Origin of the sequence: Pseudorhodoferax sp. LjRoot39 (assembly GCF_964253035.1) — a bacterium.
In the GTDB taxonomy this organism is placed as follows: domain Bacteria; phylum Pseudomonadota; class Gammaproteobacteria; order Burkholderiales; family Burkholderiaceae_C; genus Pseudorhodoferax.
The window spans coordinates 48,822-72,181 of sequence record NZ_CAXUQL020000002.1 but is presented as its reverse complement, the minus strand read 5'-3'; the positions used below and the strand labels follow the sequence as shown (position 1 = coordinate 72,181).

Genomic DNA, 23,360 nt, shown 5'->3' with positions numbered 1-23,360 from the left:
CCCGGAGAAGCATGTAAAACGCATATAGTTGTTGGTCAATATCGACGAAATCGATGGATCCCATGGCCGCCATCCGCTTCACGCTGCGCCAGCTCCAGTACTTCGTGACCGTGGCCCGCACGGGCCAGATATCCGCCGCGGCCGCCGAAGCGAACGTCACGCAATCGACCATGACGGCGGCTATCGCCGAGCTGGAACGCGCGCTGGACACGCTGCTGTTCGAGCGGAGCCGGACAGGCGCAGCGCTCACCTACCAGGGCCATCTGTTCTTGCAGCACGCCCACGCGGTGCTGGAGGCCGCTGCCGATGCCGCGCGCCATCCCTTCCGCGAGCGCAGCGACGTGCAGGGCACGATCGAGCTGGCCGCCAGCTACACGGTGCTGGGCTACTTCCTGCTGCCGTTCATCGCCAAGTTCCAGAAGCAGCACCCGGACGTGCGTGTCGTGCCTGTGGAGCGCGACCGTGCGCAGATCGAGAGCAATCTCGGTTCAGGTCAGATCGAGCTTGCGGTGGCCTTGACCTCGAACCTGCAGGACAACAAGCGCTTCCATCGCCGCGCTCTTGCACGTTCGCGCAGGCAGCTGTGGGTTGCCGACGGCCACCCGCTGACCGAGAGTCCGCAGGTGAGGCTGCGCGAGGTGTCGCAACACCCATACGTGGTGCCCACGGTGGACGAAGGCGAGGCTTCGGCCATGGGCTACTGGACGCAGGCCGGCGTCCAGCCGTCGTCGCAGATGCGGACATCGTCCATGGAGGCGGTGCGTGAGATGGTGGCGCTGGGCCTGGGTGTGACCATCCTGTCCGACATGGTGTTCCGGCCATGGTCGCTCGACGGGCGCCGCATCTGCACGGTGCCGCTGGCCGACCCGGTGCCGCCGATGGAGGTCGGCCTGATCTGGCTCAAGGGCCGCAAGCTGAGCCCAATCGCTGAGGTGCTGCGCAAGTACCTGGAGGTGGCCGTTGGGCCGCGCGGGCTGTAATGACGTGGCCTCGGAAGTCATGGCGCACAGCGCATCGAACGGCAGCCGCGCCAGGGAAATCGGCCAAATTGCTCAACAGATCCCGCGTCAGACCACTTGTAGCATCCGCGGCGAACACAAGCTGCGGCGCATCGATTGCCGAGAATCGAGAGGGTTACTCGACTGGTTGTCAGTGGTCGACCAGCACGAGTCAATCCCAGGGAATGTAGCAATCGGAGCGTCCACCTCGACTCTATTGCAGGCGTGACTGCAACATAAGGGTTCCGTTTCACGTTGAGCCGGAGTGGTGCTATGTACGCGAAGCTTCCGTCAGTCCAGCTTGCCAATTCGGCGCACCAGCGCTCCCAGCTTGACAGTTTCTACTGCAAGAAGGCGTTCGAAGTCAGGCGCATCGAGATACGCCAGTTGCCCCTGCGCGCGATCGATAGCGTTGAAAAACTCGGAACTGGCGACCAGGTTCGCGCAGGCGGCTCGCAAGCGGCGAGTGGTGCATTTGGACGTAGCGGCAGGCACGAACATGCCGGTCCAGGGCGGGCCGTGGTCAATGTTGATGCCCGCTTCCTGGAAGGTCGGCACGTCCGGCCACGCCGACCAGTGACCCGCACTCAGCGTTGCCAGAGCACGCAGCCTACCACTCCTCATGTGCGCTGAGACTGCGGAGCGCGGCAGCAGGCTGAAGTCGACCTGCTGGCCGAGCAGAGCCTGTAAAGCTGGCGCACCACCGGCATAGGGGACGTGATTGAACTGGATCGCGGCAGCCGCGGCCAAACCTTCTACAGGTAGGTGAACCGCCCCATAGTTGCCGCTGGAAGCGTAAGACACGCGTCGCGGCTGCCGCCGGGCTTGCTCAATCAGCTGACTTGCGCGTTGAAGGTGGCTGGCCCCTGGCACCACCAGTACGAGCGCCTCGCTGCTGAAACGCGCAATGGGGGCCAGTTGCTGCAGCTCGAAGGCAGGCTTGTAGCCGTTCACGCGAGCCTGCTCCGGTAGCGTCGTGATGCTGGAGAGTGTCAGCAGCAACGTATATCCGTCTGGCTTGGCCGATGCAACGTGCGCAGCGCCGATGGCGCCGCTGGCCCCTGGACGGTTGATCGGAACGGCCGGGACGCCCAGTTCGGCCTCCAGCAGCGGCAGCAAAGCGCGCGCAACGGAGTCCGCCAATCCTCCAGCCGGAAACGGAATGACGATCAACAACGTGCGGACAGGCCACGGAGATGCTGATCGCGCGGTGGATGGCGAGGATGCCATGTTGGCCGCGAGCAAGCAGAGAACCGTTCTACGACGCACGGTAGGCCTCAGGATTAACGATATGAACAAAAATCATCAAACTGTTCATGATATGCAGCTTCTGCCGGTGATGGTGCTCGGGCTGAGAGTAGACGAGCGGCGCACCGAGCCTGTGCGCCTCGCGAAGCCACTGCAGGAGGCAGGAGGGCGGTCGGAGCCACCGTGTCCGCACCAATGAAGAACGGAGGCCCTGGCGGATTGTTGTGGCATCTTTTCTTGGCGATATAAGTACAAACTCTGAGATTCTGTTCAAATTCTGGGTACAGAATTGCCATCGCTATCCAGAATTCTTTTGGCGAGCACGTTTGAAGAGCAGCAGCGGTGTGCGTGCAGCACGCGTGCCGTCACACCATGATCCAGCCGGAGCGAGACACATGAACACAGCGCCACGACCAAGCCGCATCGGGACTCCACGCACCACCACAGCCCTCATGGCGAGCGCCGCAGCGCTGTTTTCCTGGTCGAGTGCCGTGGCGGTCGAGATTGAGACAACCAATGCCGATCTGCGCATTCGTTGGGATAACACCGTGCGCTACAACCTGGGGATGCGGATGGAAGGGCAGGACGCGCGCATCCTTGGCCCAAGCTACGACGAGTCGGACAGCAAGTTTGGGCGCCACGATGTGGTGACCAACCGGGTCGACCTCCTGTCCGAGATCGACTTGAACTACAAGAGTCAGTTCGGCTTGCGCGTCAGCGCGGCGGGCTGGTACGACCAGGCCTATGACGACCGTTCGGTCAAGTCCCCTGCGCTGGGCGGAGCGTTCCAGACCAGCTACAACAACGACCGCTACAACAGTTCTGTCTCCCGCTACGTTAACGGCCCCTCAGCTGAATTTCTCGACGCCTTCGTTTGGAGCAACTTCAGCCTTGGCGAGGTGCCGGTCAACGTCAAGCTGGGGCGCCATACGCTTGCCTGGGGCGAGGGCCTGCTGATTGGCGGTCATGCGATTTCTTATTCGCAATCGCCTACCGATGGCGTCAAGGCGCTGAGCAGCCCAGGCATCGAGACCAAGGAAGTTTTCTTGCCTTTGAACCAAATCTCGGTGAAGGCGCAACTGACCAGCGATCTGAGCGTCATGGCGCAATACTTCCTGGAATGGAAGCCCACGCGTGTGCCTCACGGCGGCACTTACCTCATGGGTGCCGACACTGCGCCAACAGTCGACCGCTTGCCGGCCGCCCCGGGGTTCTCGCTGCCCCGCACCCGCAACAATGAGCCTGGAAACACAGGCAACTGGGGCGTAGGCCTGCGATACAACGCAGCGGCTATCGATGCGACCGTGGGCGCGTACTACCGGCGCTTTGACGACTACGCACCCGAGACCGGCATCCAGACGCTGGGCGCCACTGGCCCCTTCCGCTTCACCTACGCGCGCAACGTCGAGCTGTTCGGCCTGAGTCTGGCCAAGTCCATCGGCCCGGTCAGCTTTGGCAGCGAAGTGTCCTACCGCAAGAACGGCCATCTGAACTCCAGGACCACCTACAGCCCGACTCAAGATACCGGCGCGCGCGGCAACACCCTGCATGCCGTCGTTAACGGCGTGTATGGGTTGCCGAAAACACCGTTCTGGAGCACCGGCGTCCTGATGGCCGAACTGGCCTACGCCCGCCTGCTTGACATCACCGAGAACGAAGACCTGTACCGCGGCGTCGGCTATTCAACGGCATCGTGCACACGGGCCGGGACCAGCGGGGCGTCGGCCTTGCCGGGCGGCAAGGGCGACGCCTGCTCCACGCGCAACTTCATGCAGGTCGCGGTCAACTTCACGCCGCAGTATCTGGGCGTGATGCCGTCGTGGGATCTCGACCTGCCCATTTCGCTGAACTATGGGCTGAATGGAAACTCACCGACTGGTAGCGGCTTCGAGAAGGTCCTGACTTGGTCGGTTGGTGCCAAGCTCACGTACTCCCAGCGCCACGAGTTCTCACTGCGCTACTCAGACATTAAGGCCCCGACCCGCTACAACGCTGCAGGTACCTCCGTAATTGGCGGCGGCGCGCTAGGCAGCACGGTGGGCGCCACCGACCGCGGATGGCTGGTCTTCACCTACAAGACATCGCTCTGACGCTCGCCACCGACATTCCAGGAGACCCCCAATGAACATCCGTCCCACCCTTATCGCTGCGACACTGGGCATAGTGGCCGCTTCCGCACTAGCCGCCGTCTCTGAGGAGGAGGCCAAGCAGATTGGCACCACGCTGACCGAATTCGGCGCAATCAAGGCCGGCAATGCCGATGGCAGCATTCCGCCCTACACCGGCGGCCTGGCGACACCGCCCGCCGGCTTCAAGCCTGACAGCGGCTCCTGGTCCGACCCGTTTGGCAATGACAAGCCGCTGTTCCGAATTGATGGAAAGAACGTCGACAAGTACGCCGAGAAGCTGAGCCAGGGCCAGGTGGCAATGCTCAAGAAGTTCCCGTCGTACTACATCGACGTCTATCCGTCGCGCCGCACGGCCGCTTATCCCAAAAAGGTGTTAGACGCGACGGTGCGAAATGCCACCGTCTGCAAGACCGCCAATGAAGGTCAGTCCATCGATCGCGCCTGCCGCGGAGGAATTCCCTTTCCGGTGCCCAAGACAGGGTACGAGGTGATGTGGAACCATATGCTGCGCTACCAAGGCGAAACCGCCATCACCACCAGCGCTTCACGTTCCTGGGTAATCGATTCGTCGGGTAAGCCGACGCTGACGGCGCAACAGCAGACGCTGCAGGAGTTCCCCTTTTACCAGACCGAACTCGGCGATCGCGATCCCGACATCGGATACCGCACCTATTCAATCTCCCAATCGCCAGCCCGGCGCGCCGGGGAGATGACTGGGCTAACAGACTTCATCGACCCGGTCGCTAAGCCGCGGCGTGCCTGGAGCTACACCCCCGGCCAACGGCGCGTGAAGCTGTCGCCAGAGTTCGCTTACGACACGCCCGTGGCCAGCATGGGCGGCGTCACGCTGTTTGACGAACTGTTCGTGTTTTCCGGGAAGATGGACCGATTCGACTTCAAGCTCATCGGCAAGAGGGAGATGTTCATCCAGTACAACGGCTACAAGAACTATTACGACTGCCCAACTATTGAGACCGCGCTCAAGCCGCAACACGTCAACCCGGAGTGCGAGCGCTGGGAACTGCACCGAGTCTGGGTTGTAGAGGCCACGCTTAAGCCCGGCCAGCGCCACGTCTATTCGAAGCGCATCTACTACTTCGACGAGGACCTCACGGGTGCGGGTAACTATGACGCCTTCGACCAGAGCGGCCAGTTGTATCGTGTGCTGTTCCAGTCCACCGCCCCGTTCTACGACAAGTTGATCCCGTTCTCGGCGAAGAACGTGATCTACGACCTCAACAAGGGCATGTACGCCTACATCAACGACGTGATGGTCGGTGGCTACAAGGTGCTGCCGAAAGCCTTGTCGGAGCGCGAACTCAATCCAGAAGCGATTGTCACGCGCGAGACGGCGCGTTGATCCCCATGACGTGCGAGCCTGCCATGCTGCATCGGCCCCGTTTCATGTCCGGCCGCCGCTGCGCGGTCGTGTGCTTGACCCTGTGCCTGGGCGTGGCGGTCGCTGCCGCTTCCGGCAGTGCGCAGCGGCTCGCGGATGTGCTGGACGCGGCGGTGGCGCCGGCCGCTAACCCGCAGGTGTCTACCAGTGCCGTGGACCGTCAGGGTGACCAGCTCATCGCCGTTGGCGCGCGTGGAGGCATCTACGTCTCGGGCGACGGTGCCGCCAGTTGGAGGCAGTCGGCCAGCCCGGTCTCCGTGGACCTTGTCGGGGCGCGCATTGTCGATAGCAGCACGGCCTGGGCTGTTGGCCACGACGGTGTGGTGCTGCGTAGTAGCGACGGCGGCGGCAGCTGGCAACGCGTGCTCGACGGTCGTAGCCTGCTGGCGCTAATGCAATCGCATTACGGTGCGCTGGCCAACCGAGGCGACGAAGCGGCCGCAGGGCTGCTGCGCGAGATCGAGCGCTCGGCCGAGCAGTCGGCCACGCCCGGCGTGCTGCCTGCGCCGTTCTTCGACATCTGGTTTGCCGATGCACAGGAGGGCCTGCTCGCTGGAGCGTTCGGCCTGATGCTGCGTACCCGCGACGGCGGGAAAACCTGGGTGCCTATTTTGGAGCACACCGATAATGAGCGCCGTTACCACCTCTACGCCATCCAGGGCCTGGGCGACCGGCGCTGGGTGGCCGGCGAGCAGGGTCTGCTGATGCGCTGGGACGCCGCGGGCGAGCGCTTCCAGAAGGTCGAGACCCCCTACAACGGCACCTTCTTCGGTGTCAGCGTGCAGCCCGGCGCAATCGTCGCCTACGGTCTGCGCGGGAACGCCTACCTGAGCCGCGATGACGGTGCCAGCTGGCTCAAGCTCGACACCGGGACCGACACCGCGCTGGTGGCCGCGCAGCCGCTGGAGCGCGGCAAGCTCTTGCTGGTCTCGCAATCGAGCCAGCTGTTCATGCTCGACCTCGAGGACGGCCAGGTCCGGCCGCTCACCACGAGCGTGCCGTCCGGCGAGGCCGTCGGTGCGGCAACGGTGGGTGCAGGACGAGTTGTGCTGGCACGGCCGGGCGGCGCGCTGAGCGTGGAACTGCCGCGCTTGGCGCTCTGACGCTGCGCCTCACAAGGACACAACACGATGAATGCCCATACCAGCGGGAATCCCGCTATGCCCGTGGTTGCGGACCTGCGGGACTTCGACATGAACTCCGGCAACTTGGCCGAGCGGATCATCTTCAACAACCGCCCGCTTATGGTCTTCCTGTGCCTACTGGCCACCGTGGTGCTGGGCTGGTTCGCGGCCAAGATCGAGGCCAACGCGAACTTCGAGCGCATGATCCCGCCGTCAAGCCCGTACATCCAGAACTACATGGCAAACCGGTCCGAGCTGCCCGGCCTGGGCAATTCGATTCGGGTCGTGGTGGTTAACAAGCGCGGCGACATCTATGACCCGGCCTACCTGGAAACCTTGCGCAAGGTGAACGACGCGCTATACCTGGTGCCCGGCGTCGACCGCTCCTGGATGAAGTCATTGTGGATGCCCATAGTGCGCTGGCGCCAGGTGACGGAGGAGGGCATCACCGGCGGCGCCGTAATGCCGTCGGACTACGACGGTTCGGCCGCCTCAGTGGGCAAGCTACGCGGCAATATCGCGCGCGCCAACATCGTCGGCAGCCTGGTCGCCAACGACCTGCGCTCCTCCATGATCGTTACGCCGCTGCTTGACCGTCACCCGGCCACCGGCGCGCCGCTGGACTATGGCGTGTTCTCGCAAGAGCTGGAGAAGAAGATTCGCTCGTTCGAGAGCGAGCACATAGCCATCCATATCGTCGGCTTCGGCAAGATCGTCGGCGACCTGATCGACGGGCTGCAACAGGTCATGGCCTTCTTCGGCGTTTCGGTGCTGACGGCAGCCGTGTTCGTGTTCATGTTCACGCGCTGCGTGCGCAGTACCGTGCTGCTGGTCACAGTGGCGGTGGCCGGCGTGGTCTGGCTTCTCGGGCTCATGCAGATCCTGGGATACGAACTCGACCCGTACTCCATCCTCGTGCCATTCCTGATCTTTGCGATCGGGCTGTCGCATGGCGCGCAGAAGATGAACGGCATCCTGCAGGACGTGGGCCGAGGCACGCACAAGTACGTGGCCGCGCGGTACACCTTCCGGCGCTTGTTCATCGCCGGGCTCACGGCGCTGTTGACCAACGTGGTCGGCTTCGCGGTGCTGATCATCATCGACATTCCGGTGATCCGCGACCTGGCCATCACCACCAGCATCGGCGTGTCGGTGCTGATCTTCACCAAGCTGGTGCTGATCCCGGTGGCGCTGTCCTACATCGGCGTGAGCCCCAAGGCCGCGCGCCGCGCGCTGGCGGAGGACCGCGAGACCGCGCAGGGCGTGGGCGTGCTGGCGCGCATCTGGCGCGGTCTGGACTGCTTCACCGAGCGCGGCCCCGCCATCGCCATCATCGTACTGTCGGTCATCGTCACCCTGGTCAGCGTGGTGGTGATGCGCGACCTGCGCATCGGCGACCTGGACGCCGGTGCGCCCGAGTTGCGGCGCGAGTCGCGCTACAACCGCGACAACGCCTACATCACCGAGCACTACGGCCTGTCCAGCGACCAGTTCGTCGTGATCATGAAGACCAGCGACGACGGCTGCCGCCACTACGGCTCGCTGCGGCTCATGGACGAGCTGGCGCGCGAACTGCGCATGACACCCGGCGTACAGGCCACGCAATCGCTGGCCGAGACCACGCGCTTCATCACCGCGGGCCTGGCCGAAGGCAGCGGCAAGTGGCTGACGTTGAGCCGCGACCAGGCCATCACTAACGCAGCCGTCTCCGCCGCGATGATCGCCTCTCCCGACATCACCAACCAGAACTGCTCGGTATCGCCGCTGATCGCCTACCTGGCGGACCACAAGGCCGACACACTTGCGCGCGTGCTGGCCGTCAGCCAGTCCTTCGCCGACCGCTACAACACGCCGATAGACACCGAGCATTCCACGCAGTTCCTGCTGGCGGCTGGTTCGGCCGGCATCGAGGCGGCGACCAACATCGAGGTCGAGCGCGGCATCATCAAGATGTACCTGGCTGTCTACGGCGCCACGGCCCTGCTGTGCCTGGTGACCTTCCGCAGCCTGCGCGCCACCATCGTGGCCATGATCCCGCTGGTCATCACCACGCTGCTGTGCAAGGCGCTGATGGTCTGGCTGGGCATAGGCCTGAAGGTCGCCACGCTGCCTGTCATCGCGGTCGGCGTGGGCGTGGGTGTGGACTACGCGCTCTACCTGCTCAGCGTGCAGATCGCCATGCAGGCGCGCGGTGCCTCGCTGGCCGAGGCGTACCGCCGCTCGCTCGACTTCACCGGCCGCGTGGTGGCGCTGATCGGCTTGACCATGGCTGCCGGCGTGTTCACCTGGGCCTGGTCGCCGATCAAGTTCCAGGCCGACATGGGCATCCTGCTGACCTTCATGTTCGTTTGGAACATGGTGGGCGCGCTGGTGCTCGTGCCCGCACTTTCCCATTTCTTGTTGAACCCGCGCAAGAACGCGCCGGTGGAGCGGCCTGCCACGCCCGTGGCGGCCTGAACCCCCGCTTTTCCCCCTGGAGTAACGATGTTTGAACTTCTGATGAGCGCCGACATGATGGTGTCGGACCCCGATGCGGTCACCGACGTGCTGCACACCAAGCTGGGAATCCACAAGCACGAGCGCTGGCGCCAGGCCTTCGCGGACCATCCCTACATCGCGCACTTCCTGCGCGTGCACAAGTCGCTGGCCGTGTCGCCGACGCGCGTGGAGCCACAGGGCCACCTGGACAAACCCAACCTGGGCGACCCGATGTTTCACGAGTTCCTGGAAAGCCTGAAGGACTACCAGGGCCGCCACCGTCCGATGCTGACGCACTCCATAGTGCTGGCCACGCACGGTCACAAGTTCGACGCGCTCATGGAAAAGCTCATGCGCCGCCGCCTGCGGTTTCGCATGGCCCAGCGCACGCCGGCCATGCCGTTCGACCGCATGTGGATGGGCGTCACGCCCGAAGACCCGCGCTACGAGCCCTCGGTGGACGGTGGCTTGTGCATCGAGGTCATGCCCATCGAGCCGCTGCAGATGCCGGCCGAGACCTTCGAGACGCCCGCGCCGCAGCCGCGTAACGCCGAACCCGGCGACATGGTCCGCGTGTCCGCGCGCGGCTTCATCGTGCGCAACCTCGACGAGACGCTGCGCCGCTGCTCGGCGAACCTCGACTGGGAACCGCAGGGCCCGGTGCAGGCCCTCGCCAGCGAAGGCTACCGCCGCGCCACCATGGCGTTCACGCTGCCCAACAGCGCATCGCTCGACGTGATCGAGGCCACCCGCTGGAACGGTGACGCCGGCGTCTACCTGAACAGTTGGGGCCCGGGCCCGTACTACATCCGCATCGCCGTGAACGGGCTGGCCGCCAAGGCTGAGGACCTGAAGGCGCGCGGCACGCGCTACACCTGGATCGAGGCCTCCGAGGCCCTGGGCGGCAAGCCGATGATCCGCGTCGACCTGGCCGATGTGGCCGGCCAGCTGTTCGAGTTCGAGGAGGCATGAGCACCATGGAGGATCTGACCGCCAGCGGCGCCGCGGCGCTCGCCGCCGCCACGGCGTCCAACGCCGTGCAGGTGGAGCGCGACGGCGCCATCGGCTGGGTGGTGCTGAACCGCCCCGAGCAGATCAACGCCATCAACGACGGCATCCGCGAGGGCGTGCCGGCCGCGCTGCGCGCGCTCGACGCCGACGACACCGTCCGCGTGATCGTGATCCGCGGCGCGGGGCCGCGCGGCTTCTGTGCCGGCGCGGACATCAAGGAGCGCCGCGGCGCCGAGACCTCGCTGCAGGTGCGCCGGCGCATGGAGCAGGCGCGCTGGATCGAGGCGCTGGACCGCACCGAGAAGCCCGTCATCGCCGCCATCCACGGCTTCTGCCTGGGCGGCGGCCTGGAACTCGCGCTGGCCTGCGACCTGCGCTTCGCCGCGCCCAGCGCCGTGATGGGCCTGCCCGAGACCGGCCTGGGCCTGATCCCCGGCGGCGGCGGCACGCAGCGGCTGCCGCGCGTGGTCGGCCCCGGCCGCGCCATGGACCTCATGCTCACCGGCCAGAGGCTCGATGCCGAGCAGGCGCGCGAGATCGGCCTGGTCACCCGCGTGGCCAGCAGCGATGCCGCGCTGCAGGACGAAGTGCGTGCGCTTGCGGCGCAGATCGCGGCCAAGCCGCCCATGGCCACGGCAAGCGTCAAGCAGGCCGTCATCGCGGCGCAGCAGCTGGAGTTGAAGGCCGGGCTCGACAAGGAACTCGGCCTTTTCGCGCTGCTGGCGCCGATGCAGGACGTGAAGGAAGCTGCGCTCGCATTCAGCGAAAAGCGCGCGCCTCGCTTCAGCGGCCAATGATCTACCTGAACGACAGAGAGCAATGCAGATGACCCATCCAACGCGCTTGCAAGGCAAGGTGGCCGTGGTCACCGGCGGCGGGCACGGCCTGGGCGCCGAGACGGCTCGCGTGCTGGCCGCCCAGGGGGCCCGTGTCGCCGTGGTGGACCTGGCCTACGAAGGGGCGGTCCAGGTCGCCTCCGAGATCGAGGCCGCCGGCGGCCAGGCGCTGGCCGTGCAGGCCGACGTGCGCAGCGAGAGCGACGTGCAGGCCATGGCCACCACTGTGACTGACCGCTTCGGCCGCATCGACGTGCTGCACAACAACGCGGCCGCGCTGGGCGTGGCGCAGCGCCAGGCCGACCGCGACGTCTGCAACGTCTCGCTGGAAGCTTGGGACACCGCGCTGGACGTCAACGCGCGTGGCGCGATGCTGTGCTGCAAGCACGTGGTGCCGGTGATGCTGCGCGGCGGCGGCGGGTCCATCGTGTTTTCGACCTCCGGCTTCGGCCAGCTCGGCGACATCACGCTAACGGCCTACGCCGCCTCCAAGGCTGCGCTGATGGCGCTGGCACGCTCGGTCGCGGCGCAGTACGGCAAGCAGGGCATCCGCTCCAACGCGATCATGATCGGCTTCGTCCTCAACGACCACGCGCAGAAGACAGTACCGCAGGAGGTCAAGCAGATCCTGCTCGCGCAGCATCTGACGCCCGACCTCGGCCGGCCGCGCCAGATCGCCGATGCCGTGGCCTTCCTGGCCAGCGACGAGTCCTCTTTCATCACGGGTGCCGTGATCCCGGTGGACGGCGGCTTCACCAGCCATTCGCCGTCCATGGTACCGCTGCGCGAGTATTTCGAGCGCCAAGGTTCCAACAAACTCTGAACCCGGTTCTGGAGCACTCCATGACGATGAGCCTGCACGCGGCGAGCGCGCCGATCATGTGCCGCATGCTAGACAACCTAGAAGGCTGTCTGGCCAAGGCCGAGATTCAGGACCAGGCGCGCGGCAGTGACAGCGCCGTCTACCTGGACCTGCGGTTGGCGCCCGACATGCTGCCCTTCGTGGCGCAGGTTCGCATCGCGGCCGACATCGCGCGCATGACGATGGCGCGGCTGGCCGATGTCGAGATGCCGCGCCATGCCGACGACGAGACCACGCTCGCAGCTTTGCGCCAGCGCCTGCGCGCCAGCGCGCAATGGGTGGCCTCGGTGGACGCGCAGGCCGTCAACGCTGCCGCCGGCCGCCAGATCGTGCTGCCGCAGAGGGCCGCGCCGCCGCTGCACTTCGACGGCTGCAGCCTGCTACAGCGCTGGGCGCTGCCGAACTTCTTCTTCCACGTCACCACGGCCTATGCGCTACTGCGCCATGCCGGCGTAGACATCGGCAAGGCCGACTACCTGGGGCTTTGAGCTGATCTGCGAGCGCAACCGCGAGAACGTGATCCGCTAACTCGGCCAGTTCGCCGAGGGCTGACCTGACGACTACGCGGCGGCGCTCGAGCGGCTGGCCGACACGGGCAGCTGCCAGATCCGGCCTGATCGGCCATGGTTTCAGCAAGGCCTGCATTAACCCGTTCGCGGGGGCTGGCGCAGGACGCCGGGCCCAAGAATGTGCTGGTCGACGTGGTCGAGCTAGGCCTGATCGCCCCCGACCGCATGCGCGAGCGCCTAAACGACGAACTGTCCCGCTGCATCGCCGCCAACTTCCCGTTACTCCGCGTCGCCCAACCCTGCGAGATCGCCGCCGCTTCGATGTTCCTGGCCTTGCCCGAGGTGGTCTAAGCCACCTGCACCCCGCTGCTGGTGGACGGTGGTGCCTCGATATCGCCGATCGCGGACTTCAAGGACGGCATCTGAGCGCCGGCTTGCATCGGCGCGCTTGGCGCGTTACTAGTCGGCTTGCAAGCACAGCGGCGCACCGCTGCAAGGCGCCTCCCCGAGGAGGAGGTGCCAACGTCAAGCCGGCCGTGTGGCGGCCTCGTAGGCCTTGAGCTCGAAGCCGGGCTCGGCCGCCTGCGCGGGCGTGAGCCTGGGCGCGCGCGCCAGGATCTTGCGCGCGGACATGTGGTCGATCGGCCGGTTGGCGCTTTCCACGGCGATCAGGCGGCCGGCGCGGAAGCACAGCACGCTGAGCTGCCGCGTGTCGGCCGAGCCCAGCAGCACGGTCTCGTCATGGCCTTCGGAGATGCCGGCGATCTGCAGCTTGAGCTCGCCCTGGTCGGTCCAGAACCAGGGCAGGGCCTCGTAGGCTGCGGGTCGGCCCAGCAGGCGCGCGGCGACGCACTTGGCCTGGTCGATAGCGTTCTGCACCGATTCGAGCCGCATGGGCCGCTCGGCATACGGGCTGCTGAAGCTGGCGACGTCGCCGATGGCCGAGATGTTTGGGTCGCTGGTGAGCAACTGCGCGTCAACGCAGATGCCGTCGCGCACCTGCAGGCCGGCGCCCTGCGCCAGTTCGTCATTGGGCAGCACGCCGATGCCGTAGACCAGCAGGTCGGCGGGCAGGTGGCGGCCGTCCGAGGTCTGCACGCCCGTAACCTTGCCATCCTGGCCGAGGATGCGTTGCAGCCCGCAACTCAGGTCCAGCGTCACGCCCCAGCTGCGGTGCGCCACGGTGAACAGCGCGGACATATTCTCCGACAAGGCCCGGGCCATCGGCCGCGTGCCGAGTTCCAGCACGTGGACGGAGGCGCCGCGCGCGGCTGCCACGGCGGCGAACTCCAGGCCGATGAAGCCGGCGCCTAGCACGACGGCGTGGCGGATGTGGGCGATGCGCGGCGACAGCGCGTCGGCATCGGCCAGCGTGCGCAGGCCGAACACGCCGTCGAGCTCGACACCGGGCAGCGCCGGCACGCGGTTGCGCGCGCCGGTGGCGATGACGAGGTGGTCGTAGGGAAGGCTGGAGCCGGAGGCCAGCTGCACAATGCGGGCGTCGCGGTCGATCATGGCGACGCGGTCGTGCAGCCGGTCGATGCAGTGCTCCTCGAAGTACTCGGGCGGGCGAAAGCGCAGCGCATGTGCGCCGACCTTGCCCAGCAGGTAGGCCTTGGACAGCGGCGGGCGCTGGTAGGGCACACCCGGCTCGTCGCCCACGATGGTGATTCGGCCGGCAAAGCCTTCCTGCCGCAGCGAGGCGGCCACCTGGAAGCCGGCCTGGCCGCCGCCGGCGATGACGATGTTGTCGGTTGGCATGGACAGCAGTCCTCAGGCTGTTTGGGGAGTGGGGGCAGGGCGGTCGGCAAAGCGGGGGTAGCGGCCGAGTGGCAGCAGCACCAGCGCGCCGATGAGAAAGGAGATGCCGCAGATGGTCAGCAGCGGGGTGTAGAATCCCGCGCTGCGGTACAGCATGCCGGCGAACATGGGGGCCAGCGCCGAGGCCAGCGTGATCAGGCCAAGGTGTACGCCGAACAGCCGGCCATAGTCGCGCAGGCCGAAGTAGCGAGCCACAAGGTAGGCGGCCACATCGAACTCGGCACCGGCACCCACGCCCAACAGCATGGCGGCGACGATGAGCAGCCCGGTGTCCGTGGCACCGGCGTGCAGCAGCAGCCAGCAGCCCAGGGCCGGAATCGCTAGCGCGACGGCAGCCACACCGGGCGCCCACAGGCGGTCGACCAGGTAGCCCACGATCACGCGGCCGGCGATCAGCGAAACACCGAATGCACCGAAGACCGAACTCGCCTCGGCCGCCGACAGGCCCTTGTCGCGCAGCATCGGCACGGTGTTGGTGACCATGGCCACGACGCTGGCGACCACCAGCGACAAGCCCAGGTTCATGGCCCAAAAGCGTGCGCTGACGATGCCCTCGCGGAAGCTGACGCCCTGGCGCCGCTGCGCGGCGGCTTCGCTGGCTTGCTGCGCATCGGCGACGCCGCCGCGCTCGCCAGGTTCTGCCATCCAGCGCAGCGCCAGTGGCAGCGCCAGGCACACCGGCAGCAGCGCCAGCAGCACGAAGCCGGCCTGCCAATTCCAGCGGCCGACGGCCCAGGTCACGGCCGAGGGCAGCAGGGCGGCGGCCAGGCCGGTGCCCGAGAGCACCAGCGCCAGTGCCAGGCCGCGGTTGCGCACGAACCAGAGGTTGACCAGGTGGGTCCAGGTCACCTGCATGGTGCCCAGGCTGGCCAGCGGCAGGGCGATGAACATCACGTATAGCCAGACGATCGAGCTACCCATCTGCGTCATCGCCAGGAAAACCAGCGACAGGCAGACCAGCGAGACCAGCGTGACGGTGCGCATGCCGTGGCGCAGGTTGAGCCAGCCGGCCAGCTGCGCGCTGGCGACGGCGCCCGCGAACAGGAAGCTGATCGAGCCCTGCATCTGGCCGCGCTCCCAGCCATGCGCCTCCTGCAGCGGGATGGTCAGCGCGCCGAAGGCGTACAGCATCGACGAGTTGGCATTGATGCCGACTCCCACGATGGCCAGGACCAGGATGCGCCAACCGAGCTTGAACTCGGCCATGTCGACCGCGGCGCCGGATGTCTTGCCGGAGGTGGTGTTCGTGTGCATTTGTGTTTCCATGGGGTCGGTGGCCGACCTCAGTCCTTGACGAGCAGCAGGCTGCCACCGAGGGGGCCGCCACCGGCAGCGGCGACCGCGACCTGATGCGGCCGAATTTGGCGCTCGCCGCCGCGTTCCCACAGCTGCGTGCAGGCTTCGTGCACGTAGCCCAGCCCGTGCGTGCGCCCGCCCGAGAGCTGGCCACCGTTGGTGTTAAGGGGCAGCACGCCGTCGCGGGCGATGCGCGTACCGCCCTCGATGAAGCGCCCGCCTTCGCCGGGCGGGCACAGGCCCAACGCCTCGAGCCAGATCAGCGTGAGGATCGAGAAGCCGTCGTAGAGCTGGGCGCTGCCCACATCGCCCGGCTTGAGGTCGGTGCGCGACCACATCATGCGGCCCACGTCGAAGGCCGCCATTTCGGTCAGCGAGATCTGGTCCCAGGACCAGGGCTGGTGCAGCGCGGCGCCGATGGCCTCGATGCGGATCGGCTGGTTTGGGCCATCGCGGGCCGCGTCGGCGCGCGACAGCACGATGGCCGTGGCGGCATCGCAGTGCACGTCGCAGTCGAACAGCCGCAGCGGCGTGGATATCATCTTGGAGGCCATGTAGTCGTCCAGCGTCAGCGGCTGGCGGAACACGGCCTTGGGGTTCAGCGCCGCATTCCGGCGGCAGGTCAGCGCGATCTGCGCCAGCTGCTCGGGCGTGGTGCCGTGGTCGTGGAAATGCCGTTGCGCGTACATGGCGATCAGGTTGACGGCCGACAGAACGTTGAACGGCGTGTACCACTGCCAGAAGAAGCTGCTGTCGCGGCCTGGCGACTTGTTGGTCAATGCCGCGGCATTGCGGTCGGTCCGACGCGCGCTGGCCTCGGCGATGGTGCGGAACACCAGCACATGGCGGCACAGCCCGGCAGCGATGGCCATGGCGCCGTTGATCACACCAGCCAGCGGGCCCGGGCCTTCGTAGCCTGCGCCATACCAGTTGACGTTAAACCCCATCACGCTGGCCAGCGCATTCGGGCCGATGGGCGAGAACGGATTGCCGTTGTTGTTGTCGCCGGGCCAGCAGGCCACGCCGTCGATGTCTTCGTTTCTCAGGCCGGCGTCGGCGATGGCTTCGCGGCAAGCGTCCAGTGTGAGCTGTAGTGCCGGGCGCGCGGATGGCCGTCCGACCTCCGATTGCCCGATGCCGGTGATCGCGACTTCTTTCTCGCCGTAGCGCCGGCTCATGCCGCGGCCTCCTGCGCCACCGGCTGGAACAGCGGCAGCCAGACATCGTCGTGCTGCTCGAAGCAGACCTGCACCGGCATGCCGATGTGCACCTGCGCGGGCGCGCAGCCGATCACGTTGCTGACGAAGCGCAGGCCCGGCTGTTCGGCCAGCTCGACGATGGCCACCACGTAGGGGTCGGCCAGGTCCGGTGTCCAGACCTGCTGGTTGACGGTGTAGGTGGCGACCTTGCCACGGCCCGATACCGCCCGCGGGCCGACGTCTGCGCTGCCGCAACGCGGGCACGCGGGCGCGGGCGGGTGGAAGAAGCGCGTGCAGGCCGTGCAGCGGTGCATGTGCAGCGTGCCCTGCGCTCCGCCCTGCCAGAAGGCGGTGTTGTCCGGCGTCAGTGCGGGAAGCTTGCGTGCCATCGTCAGATCACGTCGAGCTTGAGCAGCCGCCGTGCGTTGCCGCTGCGGATCTTCTCGCGCTGGGCCTCGTCCAGGCCCAGGTCCCGCGTCGGGTCGCCGTTGTCGTAGGCGCCGCCGAAGTTGGTGCCGTACAGCAACTGGTCCACGCCGACCACGTCCACCACGCCGCGGCGCAGCGCGGGCGTGTGCACGTCCAGGTCGAACCAGAAGTTGGGCAGGTAGTCGAGCAGCGGGCGGCGGTTGCGCGTGTCGGGCGCCATGGCCTTGTTGAGCTCGGCCAGCCTGCCGAGCTGGAACACGGCCATGCCGCCGGCGTGCGTGATGTAGGTCTTGAGTGTCGGAAAGGTGTCGAGCGCGCCGCCGCAGATGAGGTACCAGAAGAACAGCGTCTCGTCGACGCAGTCGCCGACGATGGAGCTGGTCTCGAAGCGGTCCTCGTGGTGTTTCTCGCCGAGCCAGATCGACTGGTTGTAGCCGTGCACCATGATCGGCACGTCGAGCCCGGCCAGCACCTCCCAGACCGGGAACAGCGCCTCGTCATGGGCCTGCAGGCCCTTGAAGTTGGCGCCACCCACGCACACGCCGCGCGCGCCGAGCAGCGTGACGGCGCGGCGGATCTCGCGCGCCGCCTCCTGCGGGTCGGCCAGGTTGGCATGGCACCAGAACGAGAAGTGGGCCGGGTCCTGCGCGCAGTAGGCCGACAGCTCGTCGTTGCAGATGCGCGCGTAGGTGTTGCCGAAGTCCTCGGCCCAGTACATAAAGGCATGCGAGGGGGTGGACAGCACAAGGTGGTCCACGCCGCGCTGGGCCATCAGTTCGCGCCGGGCCGCGTGGGTCATGCGGGCCAGCAGGTTGGCCTCGGCCTCCTGGTCGTTCGCGGCGGTCTTGCGCTGCTTGGTGCCCAGCGAGAAGTGGCCGACGGTGAGCCCCTGGACCTTCATGGCAGGGCCCCAGAACGGATGGCGGTTCAGCATGCCTGCCGTGAACAGATGGGCGTGGACATCGATCAGCATGTCGAGGAAATCCTGGTTGACGTTCGTCAGAGAAGGGAAGTCTAATTCATGAACACTTTCATTAGATCTGTCTAACTTATAGGGTTTACGCCATGTCTGGACCATTCCACGACCGGGTGATCGTCGTGACGGGAGGCTTCGGCTCCCTCGGACGCGCGGTCGGTGTGCAATTGCAATCGCAGGGGGCGCGCGTCGCGCTGCTCGACCGTGCCGCCGCCGGGCCCGGCGGTGACGAAGACGGGATGCTGCGGCTCGGCGGTGTCGACCTCGGGCAGCCCGAAGCCACGCAGGCCGCCATGGCTGCGGTGCGCGCACGCTGGGGCCGGCTCGACGCGCTGGTCAACGTGGCCGGCGGCTTCGTCTGGGAGACACTCGCGGATGGCGCGCTCGACACCTGGGACCGCATGTACGCCACGAACCTGCGCAGCGCGGTCTCGGCCACGCGCGCCGCGCTGCCGCACCTGCTGGCTGGCGGCGGAGGGCGCATCGTCAACATCGGCGCGCAGGCCGCGCTGAAGGCCATGGCCGGCATGGGCGCCTACGCAGCATCGAAGGCCGGCGTGATGCGCCTGACCGAGGCGCTGGCCGAGGAGCTCAAGGACCGGGGAGTCACCGTCAATGCGGTGCTGCCCAGCATCGTCGACACGCCGGCTAACCGGGCCGACATGCCGCAGGCCGACTTCGCGCGCTGGGTCACGCCGCAGGCCCTGGCCGGCATCGTCGCCTTCCTGTTGTCCGACGAGGCCGCGGCCATCACCGGTGCCTGCCTGCCGGTGGCCGGGCGCGTCTGAGCCTTGGCGCCGGACCACCACACAACCCCTTGGAGACCAACCGATGAGACTCGTCACGTTCACCCACGATCCAGGCCCCGAGCTGGCCGGCGCGCTGCTCGACAACGGCCAGGCCGTGCTGTCGCTGCAGGCCGCACAGCAGGCGCTGCACGGCGCTGCCCACCCGGCTTTCGCCAGCGTGCAGGCGCTGGTGGAAGGCGGCGATGCCGCGCTGCAGGCAGCCCGCGCCCTGGTGGCGCGCGCACCGACGGCGGCCGTGCTGTCACGCGAGGACGTGCGGCTGCGCGCGCCTATCCAGCCGCCGATCCAGATGCGCGACTGCTCGTGCTTCGAGCTGCATCTGCAGCAGAGCTTCGCGGCCGCCCGGCGCATGCGCGCGCAACGCAGTCCCGATCCCGAGGCGGCGCTGAAGGCGATGAACACCAAGTCCGACGAGCGCGTGCTCGACACCTTCCGCCGCCAGCCGATCTACTACAAGTGCAACCGCTTCGCGGTGATCGGTGCCGACGACGACGTGGTCTGGCCCGGCTTCTCCAAGGCGCTGGATTTCGAGCTCGAGTTCGGCTGCTACATCGGCCGCCGCGCCAAGGATGTACCGAAGTCCCGCGCCCACGAGTACATCCTCGGCTACACGATCTTCAACGACATCAGCGCCCGTGATGCCCAGGCCATCGAGATGGTCGGGATGCTGGGGCCGGCCAAGAGCAAGGACTTCGACACGGCCAACGTCATGGGCCCCTGCCTCGTGACGGCCGACGAGATCGAGGACCCCTACGACCTGACGATGGTCGCGCGCGTCAACGGCGAGGAGTGGGGCCGCGGCAGCACGCGCGACATGCACTGGCAGTTCGGCGACGTGATCGAGCACATCTCGCGCTCCGAGACGCTGTACCCAGGTGAATTCCTCGGCTCGGGCACGGTCGGCAACGGCTGCGGGCTGGAGCAACTGCGCATGCTCAAGCCCGGCGACGTCGTGGAGCTGGAGATCGCGCAGCTCGGCCTGCTGCGGACTCGCATCACGGTGCCCGAGCGCGTCGAGCACAACACCCGCTGAGCCAGCCATGGGCATGACCTACCACCTGCTGGGCGGCAGCGGCCTGCGCGTGTCGCGGCTGGCGCTGGGGACGATGACCTTCGGCACTGAGAACGGCTGGGGCTGCGACCGCGCCGTCGCGGCCGCGCTGCTGGACCGCTACCTGGAGGCTGGCGGCAACTTCATTGACACAGCCGACGTTTACACCCAGGGAACCAGCGAGCGCTGGCTCGGCGAGTTCATCGCCGAGCGCAGCATGCGCGAGCGCATCGTGCTTGCCACCAAGTTCACGCACAACTTCGCCAACCAGGAGGGCGACCCGAACGCCGCGGGCAACGGGCGCAAAAACATTCTGCGAGCGGTGGAGGGGTCGCTGCGGCGCCTGCGCACCGAATACATCGACCTGTATCTGCTCCATACCTGGGACCGCGTCACGCCGGTGGAGGAGGTGCTGCGCACGCTCGACGACCTGGTCACGCAGGGAAAGGTGCGCCACTTCGGTCTGTCCGACGTCCCGGCCTGTACGCCGCACGCGCGCACGCCGTCGCCAGCCTGCAGGGCCGCGAGCCGCCTTGCGCGCTGCAGATGGAGTATTCGCTGGCCGAGCGCGGCATCGACTACGAGTTCCCGTCCATGTGCCAGGCTCTGCGCATGGGGCTCATGGTGTGGAGCCCGCTGGCGGGCGGTGTGCTCAGCGGGAAGTACCGGCCGGGCGTGGACGCGGCCGGGCAGGACGGAGGGCGCCTGAAGGCCACGGCGGCGATGGCCACGCCAGCCTTGAGCCGCACGCGCGAGCGCCACTGGCGCATCGTGGCAGAGCTGGAATCGGTGGCCCGTGCCGTTGGCCGGCCGATGGCGCAGGTGGCGGTGAACTGGGTGGCCAACCGGCCGGCCGTCGCGTCGGTGGTGCTGGGCGCCACGCGTGTCGCCCAGCTCGAGGACACGCTGGCCGCGCTGGACTTCCAGCTGCCGGCCGAACTGGAGGCCCGGCTCGACGCCGCGGGGGCCCTGCCTGCCGCCTTCCCGTACACCTTCATCGATGCCATGGCGCCGCGCGTGCACGGCCCCGCGTTGGTCAGCGCGGCACCACCGCGCCAAGCCGAGGCACCGCATCTGCGCAGCGGTGGTTGGGGTTCCTACTAGGTCGCCATTCTGGCATTTAGTGCACAGTATCGTCAAAAGTGTCTTAATTAACTCGTCCCACACGCCCAGGAGTTCTCCCATGCTGACGAAGACAAGCCCCACACTGTCCGACGGGACCAAGGTTGCCGACCTGGTCATTCCCGCCACGCGCGAGGTGCAGATGCGCGCCCTGTCGGACCCCGAGCTCTACGAGATGGAGATGGACCGCATCTTCGGCAAGATCTGGGTCATGCTCGGGCACGAGTCCGAGATTCCGAACACCGGCGATTTCATGGTCCGCGACATGGGGTCCGACTCGGTGATCGTGTCGCGCGACAAGGAAGGCCAGGTCCACGTGATGCTGAACGTGTGCCCGCACCGCGGCATGCGCATCAGCACGGCCGACTGCGGCAACACGCAGATCCACAAGTGCATCTACCACGGCTGGGCGTTCCGCCCGGGTGGCGAGTTCATCGGCTCACCGGTGGAGCGCGAGTGCATGCACGGCAAGATGATGTCCAAGGAGCAGCTCGGGCTGAAGAAGGCGCGGGTCGCGCTGTACGGCGGCCTCGTGTTCGCCACCTGGAATATCAACGGCCCCTCGTTCGACGAGTTCCTCGGCGACACGAAGTGGTATTACGACATGCTGTTCTGCCGCACGCTCAAGGGCATGGAGGTGCTGGGTCCGCCGCAGCGCTTCATCGTGCGCGCGAACTGGAAGGCCGCTGGCGAGCAGTCCGCCGCCGATGGCTTCCACACGCTGACGCTGCACCGCTGGCTGGGCGAGGTGGGCAACTACGCGAAGAAGGGCGACGGCGAGGGCGGCGGTGCCGACCTGAGTCCCGAGATGTACGGCGTGGAGGTCAGCTCCCCCCATGGCCATGCGCTGCGCTGCATCGACCTGGGCCGCAAGATCCAGCGCCTGGCCGGGCTCGACCCCAAGACCTTGTCGGTGCGCCAGAAGCTGGATGCGCTGCCGCCGGCCGGCATGACGGCGTCCATGGTGGACGAGCTGTTCGAGAAGCTCACGCCGGAGCAGCTGCAGGTGCTGACGACCATGCCGCCGCAGGTCGGAGGCATCTTCCCGAACGTGCTGTTCGGCTTCGTCTACATCCCGCAGGGCGATGGCTCGGTCGTCGGCTCGATGACCATGCACGCCTACGTGCCGCGCGGCCCGGACAAGCTGGAGTTCGTCAACTGGATCTTCGCCGAAAAGGACGCACCGCCCGAACTGCGCGAGAAGATGCTCAAGCAGACCGTGCAGTTGTTCGGCACCTCCGGCATGGTGGAGCAGGACGACTCCGACACCTGGCCGCACATGACATTGGCCGCCAAGGGGGCGATGGGGCGGCACATGACGATGAAGTACCAGGCCTGCTACGAGACCGGCGCGCCGGCGGGCTGGCCGGGTCCCGGCATCGTGAACGAAGGCTTCACCAAGGACGACACCCAGTGGCACTGGTGGGCCTACTGGCGCGAACTGATGACCGCCGAAGTTTGACATCGAGGAAACACCATGCAAGAACTGCAAGAACGCGGCGCCGCCGCAGCGCCGGCCGAGTTCGTCGGCCAACGTGTCCCGGTCGGATCGCCGGTCTACAACCGCATCGTCGAATTCCTGTACGAGGAGGCCGAACTGCTCGACGGCATCCACCTGCAGGAATGGGCGACCCGCCTGGCGAACGACCTCGTCTACACCGCGCCGCTGCGCACGACGCGCACGACCGCGGAGCAAAAGGCCAGCGTGGTGCGCACCACGCAGCACTACCACGACGACTACCGGTCGGTCATGGGGCGTGTGATGCGCCTGTCCGGCAAGAGCGCCTGGGCGGAAGATCCGCCATCGCGTACGCGCCGTCTCGTCACGAACATCCGGGTGCGCACGATGCCGAACGACGGCGAGTACGCTGTGAGCAGCTACCTGCTCATGACGCGCAGCCGCTTCAACTTCGACGAGTTCGACTTCATCAGCGGCGAGCGCAACGACGTGTTGCGCGCCGACGGCGAGAGCTTCAAGCTGGCACGCCGTGAGGTGCTGCTCGACCAGGCCGTGCTGGGCACGCCGAACCTGGCCGTCTTCCTCTGACCTGCGGCCGGGCCGC

Annotated in this window: 22 protein-coding genes and 1 pseudogene; 17 read left to right on the top strand and 6 right to left on the bottom strand. The window is 66.9% G+C overall.

The window, feature by feature from the left end; all coding sequences use genetic code 11:
- The first annotated feature begins 62 nt into the window (after positions 1-62).
- Positions 63-980, top strand: coding sequence for a LysR family transcriptional regulator (locus tag ACSQ4M_RS35420; protein ID WP_436194197.1), 918 nt, complete (start codon positions 63-65; stop codon positions 978-980).
- A gap of 309 nt (positions 981-1,289) precedes the next feature.
- On the opposite strand, the gene ACSQ4M_RS35415 is transcribed toward ACSQ4M_RS35420, so the two are convergent.
- Entirely contained in the window at positions 1,290-2,174 is an 885-nt protein-coding gene (locus tag ACSQ4M_RS35415; protein WP_436194196.1) for a tripartite tricarboxylate transporter substrate binding protein, read from the bottom strand.
- On the opposite strand from ACSQ4M_RS35415, the gene ACSQ4M_RS35410 reads away from it, so the two are divergent.
- The 10 genes from ACSQ4M_RS35410 to ACSQ4M_RS35365 all read left to right on the top strand — a co-directional run bounded on the left by ACSQ4M_RS35410 (position 2,161) and on the right by ACSQ4M_RS35365 (position 12,945).
- Positions 2,161-2,445: a hypothetical protein gene (locus ACSQ4M_RS35410; RefSeq protein WP_436194195.1), complete on the top strand. Its 285-nt coding sequence runs from the start codon at positions 2,161-2,163 to the stop codon at positions 2,443-2,445. The genes ACSQ4M_RS35415 and ACSQ4M_RS35410 overlap by 14 nt on opposite strands.
- Before the next feature lie 196 nt (positions 2,446-2,641).
- Positions 2,642-4,336: a DUF1302 domain-containing protein gene (locus ACSQ4M_RS35405; protein ID WP_436194194.1), complete on the top strand. Its 1,695-nt coding sequence runs from the start codon at positions 2,642-2,644 to the stop codon at positions 4,334-4,336.
- A gap of 31 nt (positions 4,337-4,367) precedes the next feature.
- On the top strand, positions 4,368-5,735 hold the full coding sequence (locus tag ACSQ4M_RS35400) for a DUF1329 domain-containing protein (protein ID WP_436194193.1): 1,368 nt from the start codon (positions 4,368-4,370) through the stop codon (positions 5,733-5,735).
- A 23-nt stretch (positions 5,736-5,758) separates the two neighbouring features.
- A complete protein-coding gene (locus ACSQ4M_RS35395; protein ID WP_436194192.1) occupies positions 5,759-6,877 on the top strand; it encodes a WD40/YVTN/BNR-like repeat-containing protein in 1,119 nt (372 codons plus the stop codon).
- Between the two features lie 57 nt (positions 6,878-6,934).
- Positions 6,935-9,355 carry an efflux RND transporter permease subunit gene (locus tag ACSQ4M_RS35390; RefSeq protein ID WP_436194191.1) on the top strand — a complete coding sequence of 807 codons (2,421 nt, stop codon included), beginning with the start codon at positions 6,935-6,937 and terminating at the stop codon, positions 9,353-9,355.
- Between the two features lie 27 nt (positions 9,356-9,382).
- On the top strand, positions 9,383-10,348 hold the full coding sequence (locus tag ACSQ4M_RS35385; protein ID WP_436194190.1) for a lactoylglutathione lyase: 966 nt from the start codon (positions 9,383-9,385) through the stop codon (positions 10,346-10,348).
- On the top strand, positions 10,345-11,184 hold the full coding sequence (locus tag ACSQ4M_RS35380; RefSeq protein ID WP_436194189.1) for an enoyl-CoA hydratase/isomerase family protein: 840 nt from the start codon (positions 10,345-10,347) through the stop codon (positions 11,182-11,184). The genes ACSQ4M_RS35385 and ACSQ4M_RS35380 overlap by 4 nt, the downstream gene beginning before the upstream one ends.
- A 28-nt stretch (positions 11,185-11,212) precedes the next feature.
- Complete coding sequence (locus ACSQ4M_RS35375; RefSeq protein ID WP_436194188.1) at positions 11,213-12,046, top strand: SDR family NAD(P)-dependent oxidoreductase; 834 nt, start codon at positions 11,213-11,215, stop codon at positions 12,044-12,046.
- A gap of 20 nt (positions 12,047-12,066) precedes the next feature.
- Positions 12,067-12,573 carry a DUF1993 domain-containing protein gene (locus ACSQ4M_RS35370; RefSeq protein ID WP_436194187.1) on the top strand — a complete coding sequence of 169 codons (507 nt, stop codon included), beginning with the start codon at positions 12,067-12,069 and terminating at the stop codon, positions 12,571-12,573.
- Between the two features lie 135 nt (positions 12,574-12,708).
- Positions 12,709-12,945 carry an SDR family oxidoreductase gene (locus tag ACSQ4M_RS35365; RefSeq protein WP_436194186.1) on the top strand — a complete coding sequence of 79 codons (237 nt, stop codon included), beginning with the start codon at positions 12,709-12,711 and terminating at the stop codon, positions 12,943-12,945.
- Between the two features lie 174 nt (positions 12,946-13,119).
- Here ACSQ4M_RS35365 and ACSQ4M_RS35360 read toward each other — a convergent pair whose 3' ends face one another.
- Genes ACSQ4M_RS35360 through ACSQ4M_RS35340 form a run of 5 tightly spaced genes read right to left on the bottom strand, consistent with a single transcriptional unit; the run spans position 13,120 to position 18,312 of the window.
- A complete protein-coding gene (locus tag ACSQ4M_RS35360) occupies positions 13,120-14,355 on the bottom strand; it encodes an NAD(P)/FAD-dependent oxidoreductase (RefSeq protein WP_436194185.1) in 1,236 nt (411 codons plus the stop codon).
- Positions 14,356-14,367: 12 nt separating this feature from the next.
- Positions 14,368-15,669 (bottom strand): MFS transporter, encoded by a 1,302-nt coding sequence (locus ACSQ4M_RS35355; protein ID WP_436194184.1) that lies wholly within the window; start codon positions 15,667-15,669, stop codon positions 14,368-14,370.
- Positions 15,670-15,698: 29 nt separating this feature from the next.
- Positions 15,699-16,889, bottom strand: a complete 1,191-nt coding sequence (locus ACSQ4M_RS35350; protein ID WP_436194183.1) for a thiolase family protein — start codon at positions 16,887-16,889, stop codon at positions 15,699-15,701.
- Positions 16,886-17,299 (bottom strand): Zn-ribbon domain-containing OB-fold protein, encoded by a 414-nt coding sequence (locus ACSQ4M_RS35345; protein ID WP_436194182.1) that lies wholly within the window; start codon positions 17,297-17,299, stop codon positions 16,886-16,888. Before ACSQ4M_RS35345 ends, ACSQ4M_RS35350 begins: the two co-directional genes overlap by 4 nt.
- A 2-nt stretch (positions 17,300-17,301) precedes the next feature.
- Complete coding sequence (locus ACSQ4M_RS35340; RefSeq protein WP_436194181.1) at positions 17,302-18,312, bottom strand: amidohydrolase family protein; 1,011 nt, start codon at positions 18,310-18,312, stop codon at positions 17,302-17,304.
- 92 nt (positions 18,313-18,404) lie between these two features.
- On the opposite strand from ACSQ4M_RS35340, the gene ACSQ4M_RS35335 reads away from it, so the two are divergent.
- The 6 genes and pseudogenes from ACSQ4M_RS35335 to ACSQ4M_RS35310 all read left to right on the top strand — a co-directional run bounded on the left by ACSQ4M_RS35335 (position 18,405) and on the right by ACSQ4M_RS35310 (position 23,344).
- Positions 18,405-19,103, top strand: coding sequence for an SDR family NAD(P)-dependent oxidoreductase (locus ACSQ4M_RS35335; protein WP_436194180.1), 699 nt, complete (start codon positions 18,405-18,407; stop codon positions 19,101-19,103).
- 43 nt (positions 19,104-19,146) lie between these two features.
- The gene (locus tag ACSQ4M_RS35330; protein WP_436194179.1) at positions 19,147-20,157 is read left to right on the top strand and encodes a fumarylacetoacetate hydrolase family protein; all 1,011 of its coding nucleotides are present in this window, start codon (positions 19,147-19,149) and stop codon (positions 20,155-20,157) included.
- 7 nt (positions 20,158-20,164) lie between these two features.
- Positions 20,165-20,593: pseudogene (locus tag ACSQ4M_RS35325) on the top strand (aldo/keto reductase); the annotation flags it as partial.
- Positions 20,594-20,721: 128 nt separating this feature from the next.
- A complete protein-coding gene (locus ACSQ4M_RS35320; protein ID WP_436194178.1) occupies positions 20,722-21,279 on the top strand; it encodes an aldo/keto reductase in 558 nt (185 codons plus the stop codon).
- A 79-nt stretch (positions 21,280-21,358) separates the two neighbouring features.
- Complete coding sequence (locus ACSQ4M_RS35315) at positions 21,359-22,759, top strand: aromatic ring-hydroxylating dioxygenase subunit alpha (protein WP_436194177.1); 1,401 nt, start codon at positions 21,359-21,361, stop codon at positions 22,757-22,759.
- Between the two features lie 15 nt (positions 22,760-22,774).
- Entirely contained in the window at positions 22,775-23,344 is a 570-nt protein-coding gene (locus ACSQ4M_RS35310) for a 3-phenylpropionate/cinnamic acid dioxygenase subunit beta (RefSeq protein WP_436194176.1), read from the top strand.
- Positions 23,345-23,360: the final 16 nt, after the last annotated feature.

Bases quoted from the DNA above. Each gene is read 5' to 3' on its own strand.
- ACSQ4M_RS35420 (WP_436194197.1), top strand. From the start codon at position 63: ATGGCCGCCATCCGCTTCACGCTGCGCCAGCTCCAGTACTTCGTGACC.
- ACSQ4M_RS35410 (WP_436194195.1), top strand. From the start codon at position 2,161: ATGACGATCAACAACGTGCGGACAGGCCACGGAGATGCTGATCGCGCG.
- ACSQ4M_RS35405 (WP_436194194.1), top strand. From the start codon at position 2,642: ATGAACACAGCGCCACGACCAAGCCGCATCGGGACTCCACGCACCACC.
- ACSQ4M_RS35400 (WP_436194193.1), top strand. From the start codon at position 4,368: ATGAACATCCGTCCCACCCTTATCGCTGCGACACTGGGCATAGTGGCC.
- ACSQ4M_RS35395 (WP_436194192.1), top strand. From the start codon at position 5,759: ATGCTGCATCGGCCCCGTTTCATGTCCGGCCGCCGCTGCGCGGTCGTG.
- ACSQ4M_RS35390 (WP_436194191.1), top strand. From the start codon at position 6,935: ATGCCCGTGGTTGCGGACCTGCGGGACTTCGACATGAACTCCGGCAAC.
- ACSQ4M_RS35385 (WP_436194190.1), top strand. From the start codon at position 9,383: ATGTTTGAACTTCTGATGAGCGCCGACATGATGGTGTCGGACCCCGAT.
- ACSQ4M_RS35380 (WP_436194189.1), top strand. From the start codon at position 10,345: ATGAGCACCATGGAGGATCTGACCGCCAGCGGCGCCGCGGCGCTCGCC.
- ACSQ4M_RS35375 (WP_436194188.1), top strand. From the start codon at position 11,213: ATGACCCATCCAACGCGCTTGCAAGGCAAGGTGGCCGTGGTCACCGGC.
- ACSQ4M_RS35370 (WP_436194187.1), top strand. From the start codon at position 12,067: ATGACGATGAGCCTGCACGCGGCGAGCGCGCCGATCATGTGCCGCATG.
- ACSQ4M_RS35365 (WP_436194186.1), top strand. From the start codon at position 12,709: ATGGTTTCAGCAAGGCCTGCATTAACCCGTTCGCGGGGGCTGGCGCAG.
- ACSQ4M_RS35360 (WP_436194185.1), bottom strand. From the start codon at position 14,355: ATGCCAACCGACAACATCGTCATCGCCGGCGGCGGCCAGGCCGGCTTC.
- ACSQ4M_RS35355 (WP_436194184.1), bottom strand. From the start codon at position 15,669: ATGCACACGAACACCACCTCCGGCAAGACATCCGGCGCCGCGGTCGAC.
- ACSQ4M_RS35350 (WP_436194183.1), bottom strand. From the start codon at position 16,889: ATGAGCCGGCGCTACGGCGAGAAAGAAGTCGCGATCACCGGCATCGGG.
- ACSQ4M_RS35345 (WP_436194182.1), bottom strand. From the start codon at position 17,299: ATGGCACGCAAGCTTCCCGCACTGACGCCGGACAACACCGCCTTCTGG.
- ACSQ4M_RS35340 (WP_436194181.1), bottom strand. From the start codon at position 18,312: ATGCTGATCGATGTCCACGCCCATCTGTTCACGGCAGGCATGCTGAAC.
- ACSQ4M_RS35335 (WP_436194180.1), top strand. From the start codon at position 18,405: ATGTCTGGACCATTCCACGACCGGGTGATCGTCGTGACGGGAGGCTTC.
- ACSQ4M_RS35330 (WP_436194179.1), top strand. From the start codon at position 19,147: ATGAGACTCGTCACGTTCACCCACGATCCAGGCCCCGAGCTGGCCGGC.
- ACSQ4M_RS35320 (WP_436194178.1), top strand. From the start codon at position 20,722: ATGGAGTATTCGCTGGCCGAGCGCGGCATCGACTACGAGTTCCCGTCC.
- ACSQ4M_RS35315 (WP_436194177.1), top strand. From the start codon at position 21,359: ATGCTGACGAAGACAAGCCCCACACTGTCCGACGGGACCAAGGTTGCC.
- ACSQ4M_RS35310 (WP_436194176.1), top strand. From the start codon at position 22,775: ATGCAAGAACTGCAAGAACGCGGCGCCGCCGCAGCGCCGGCCGAGTTC.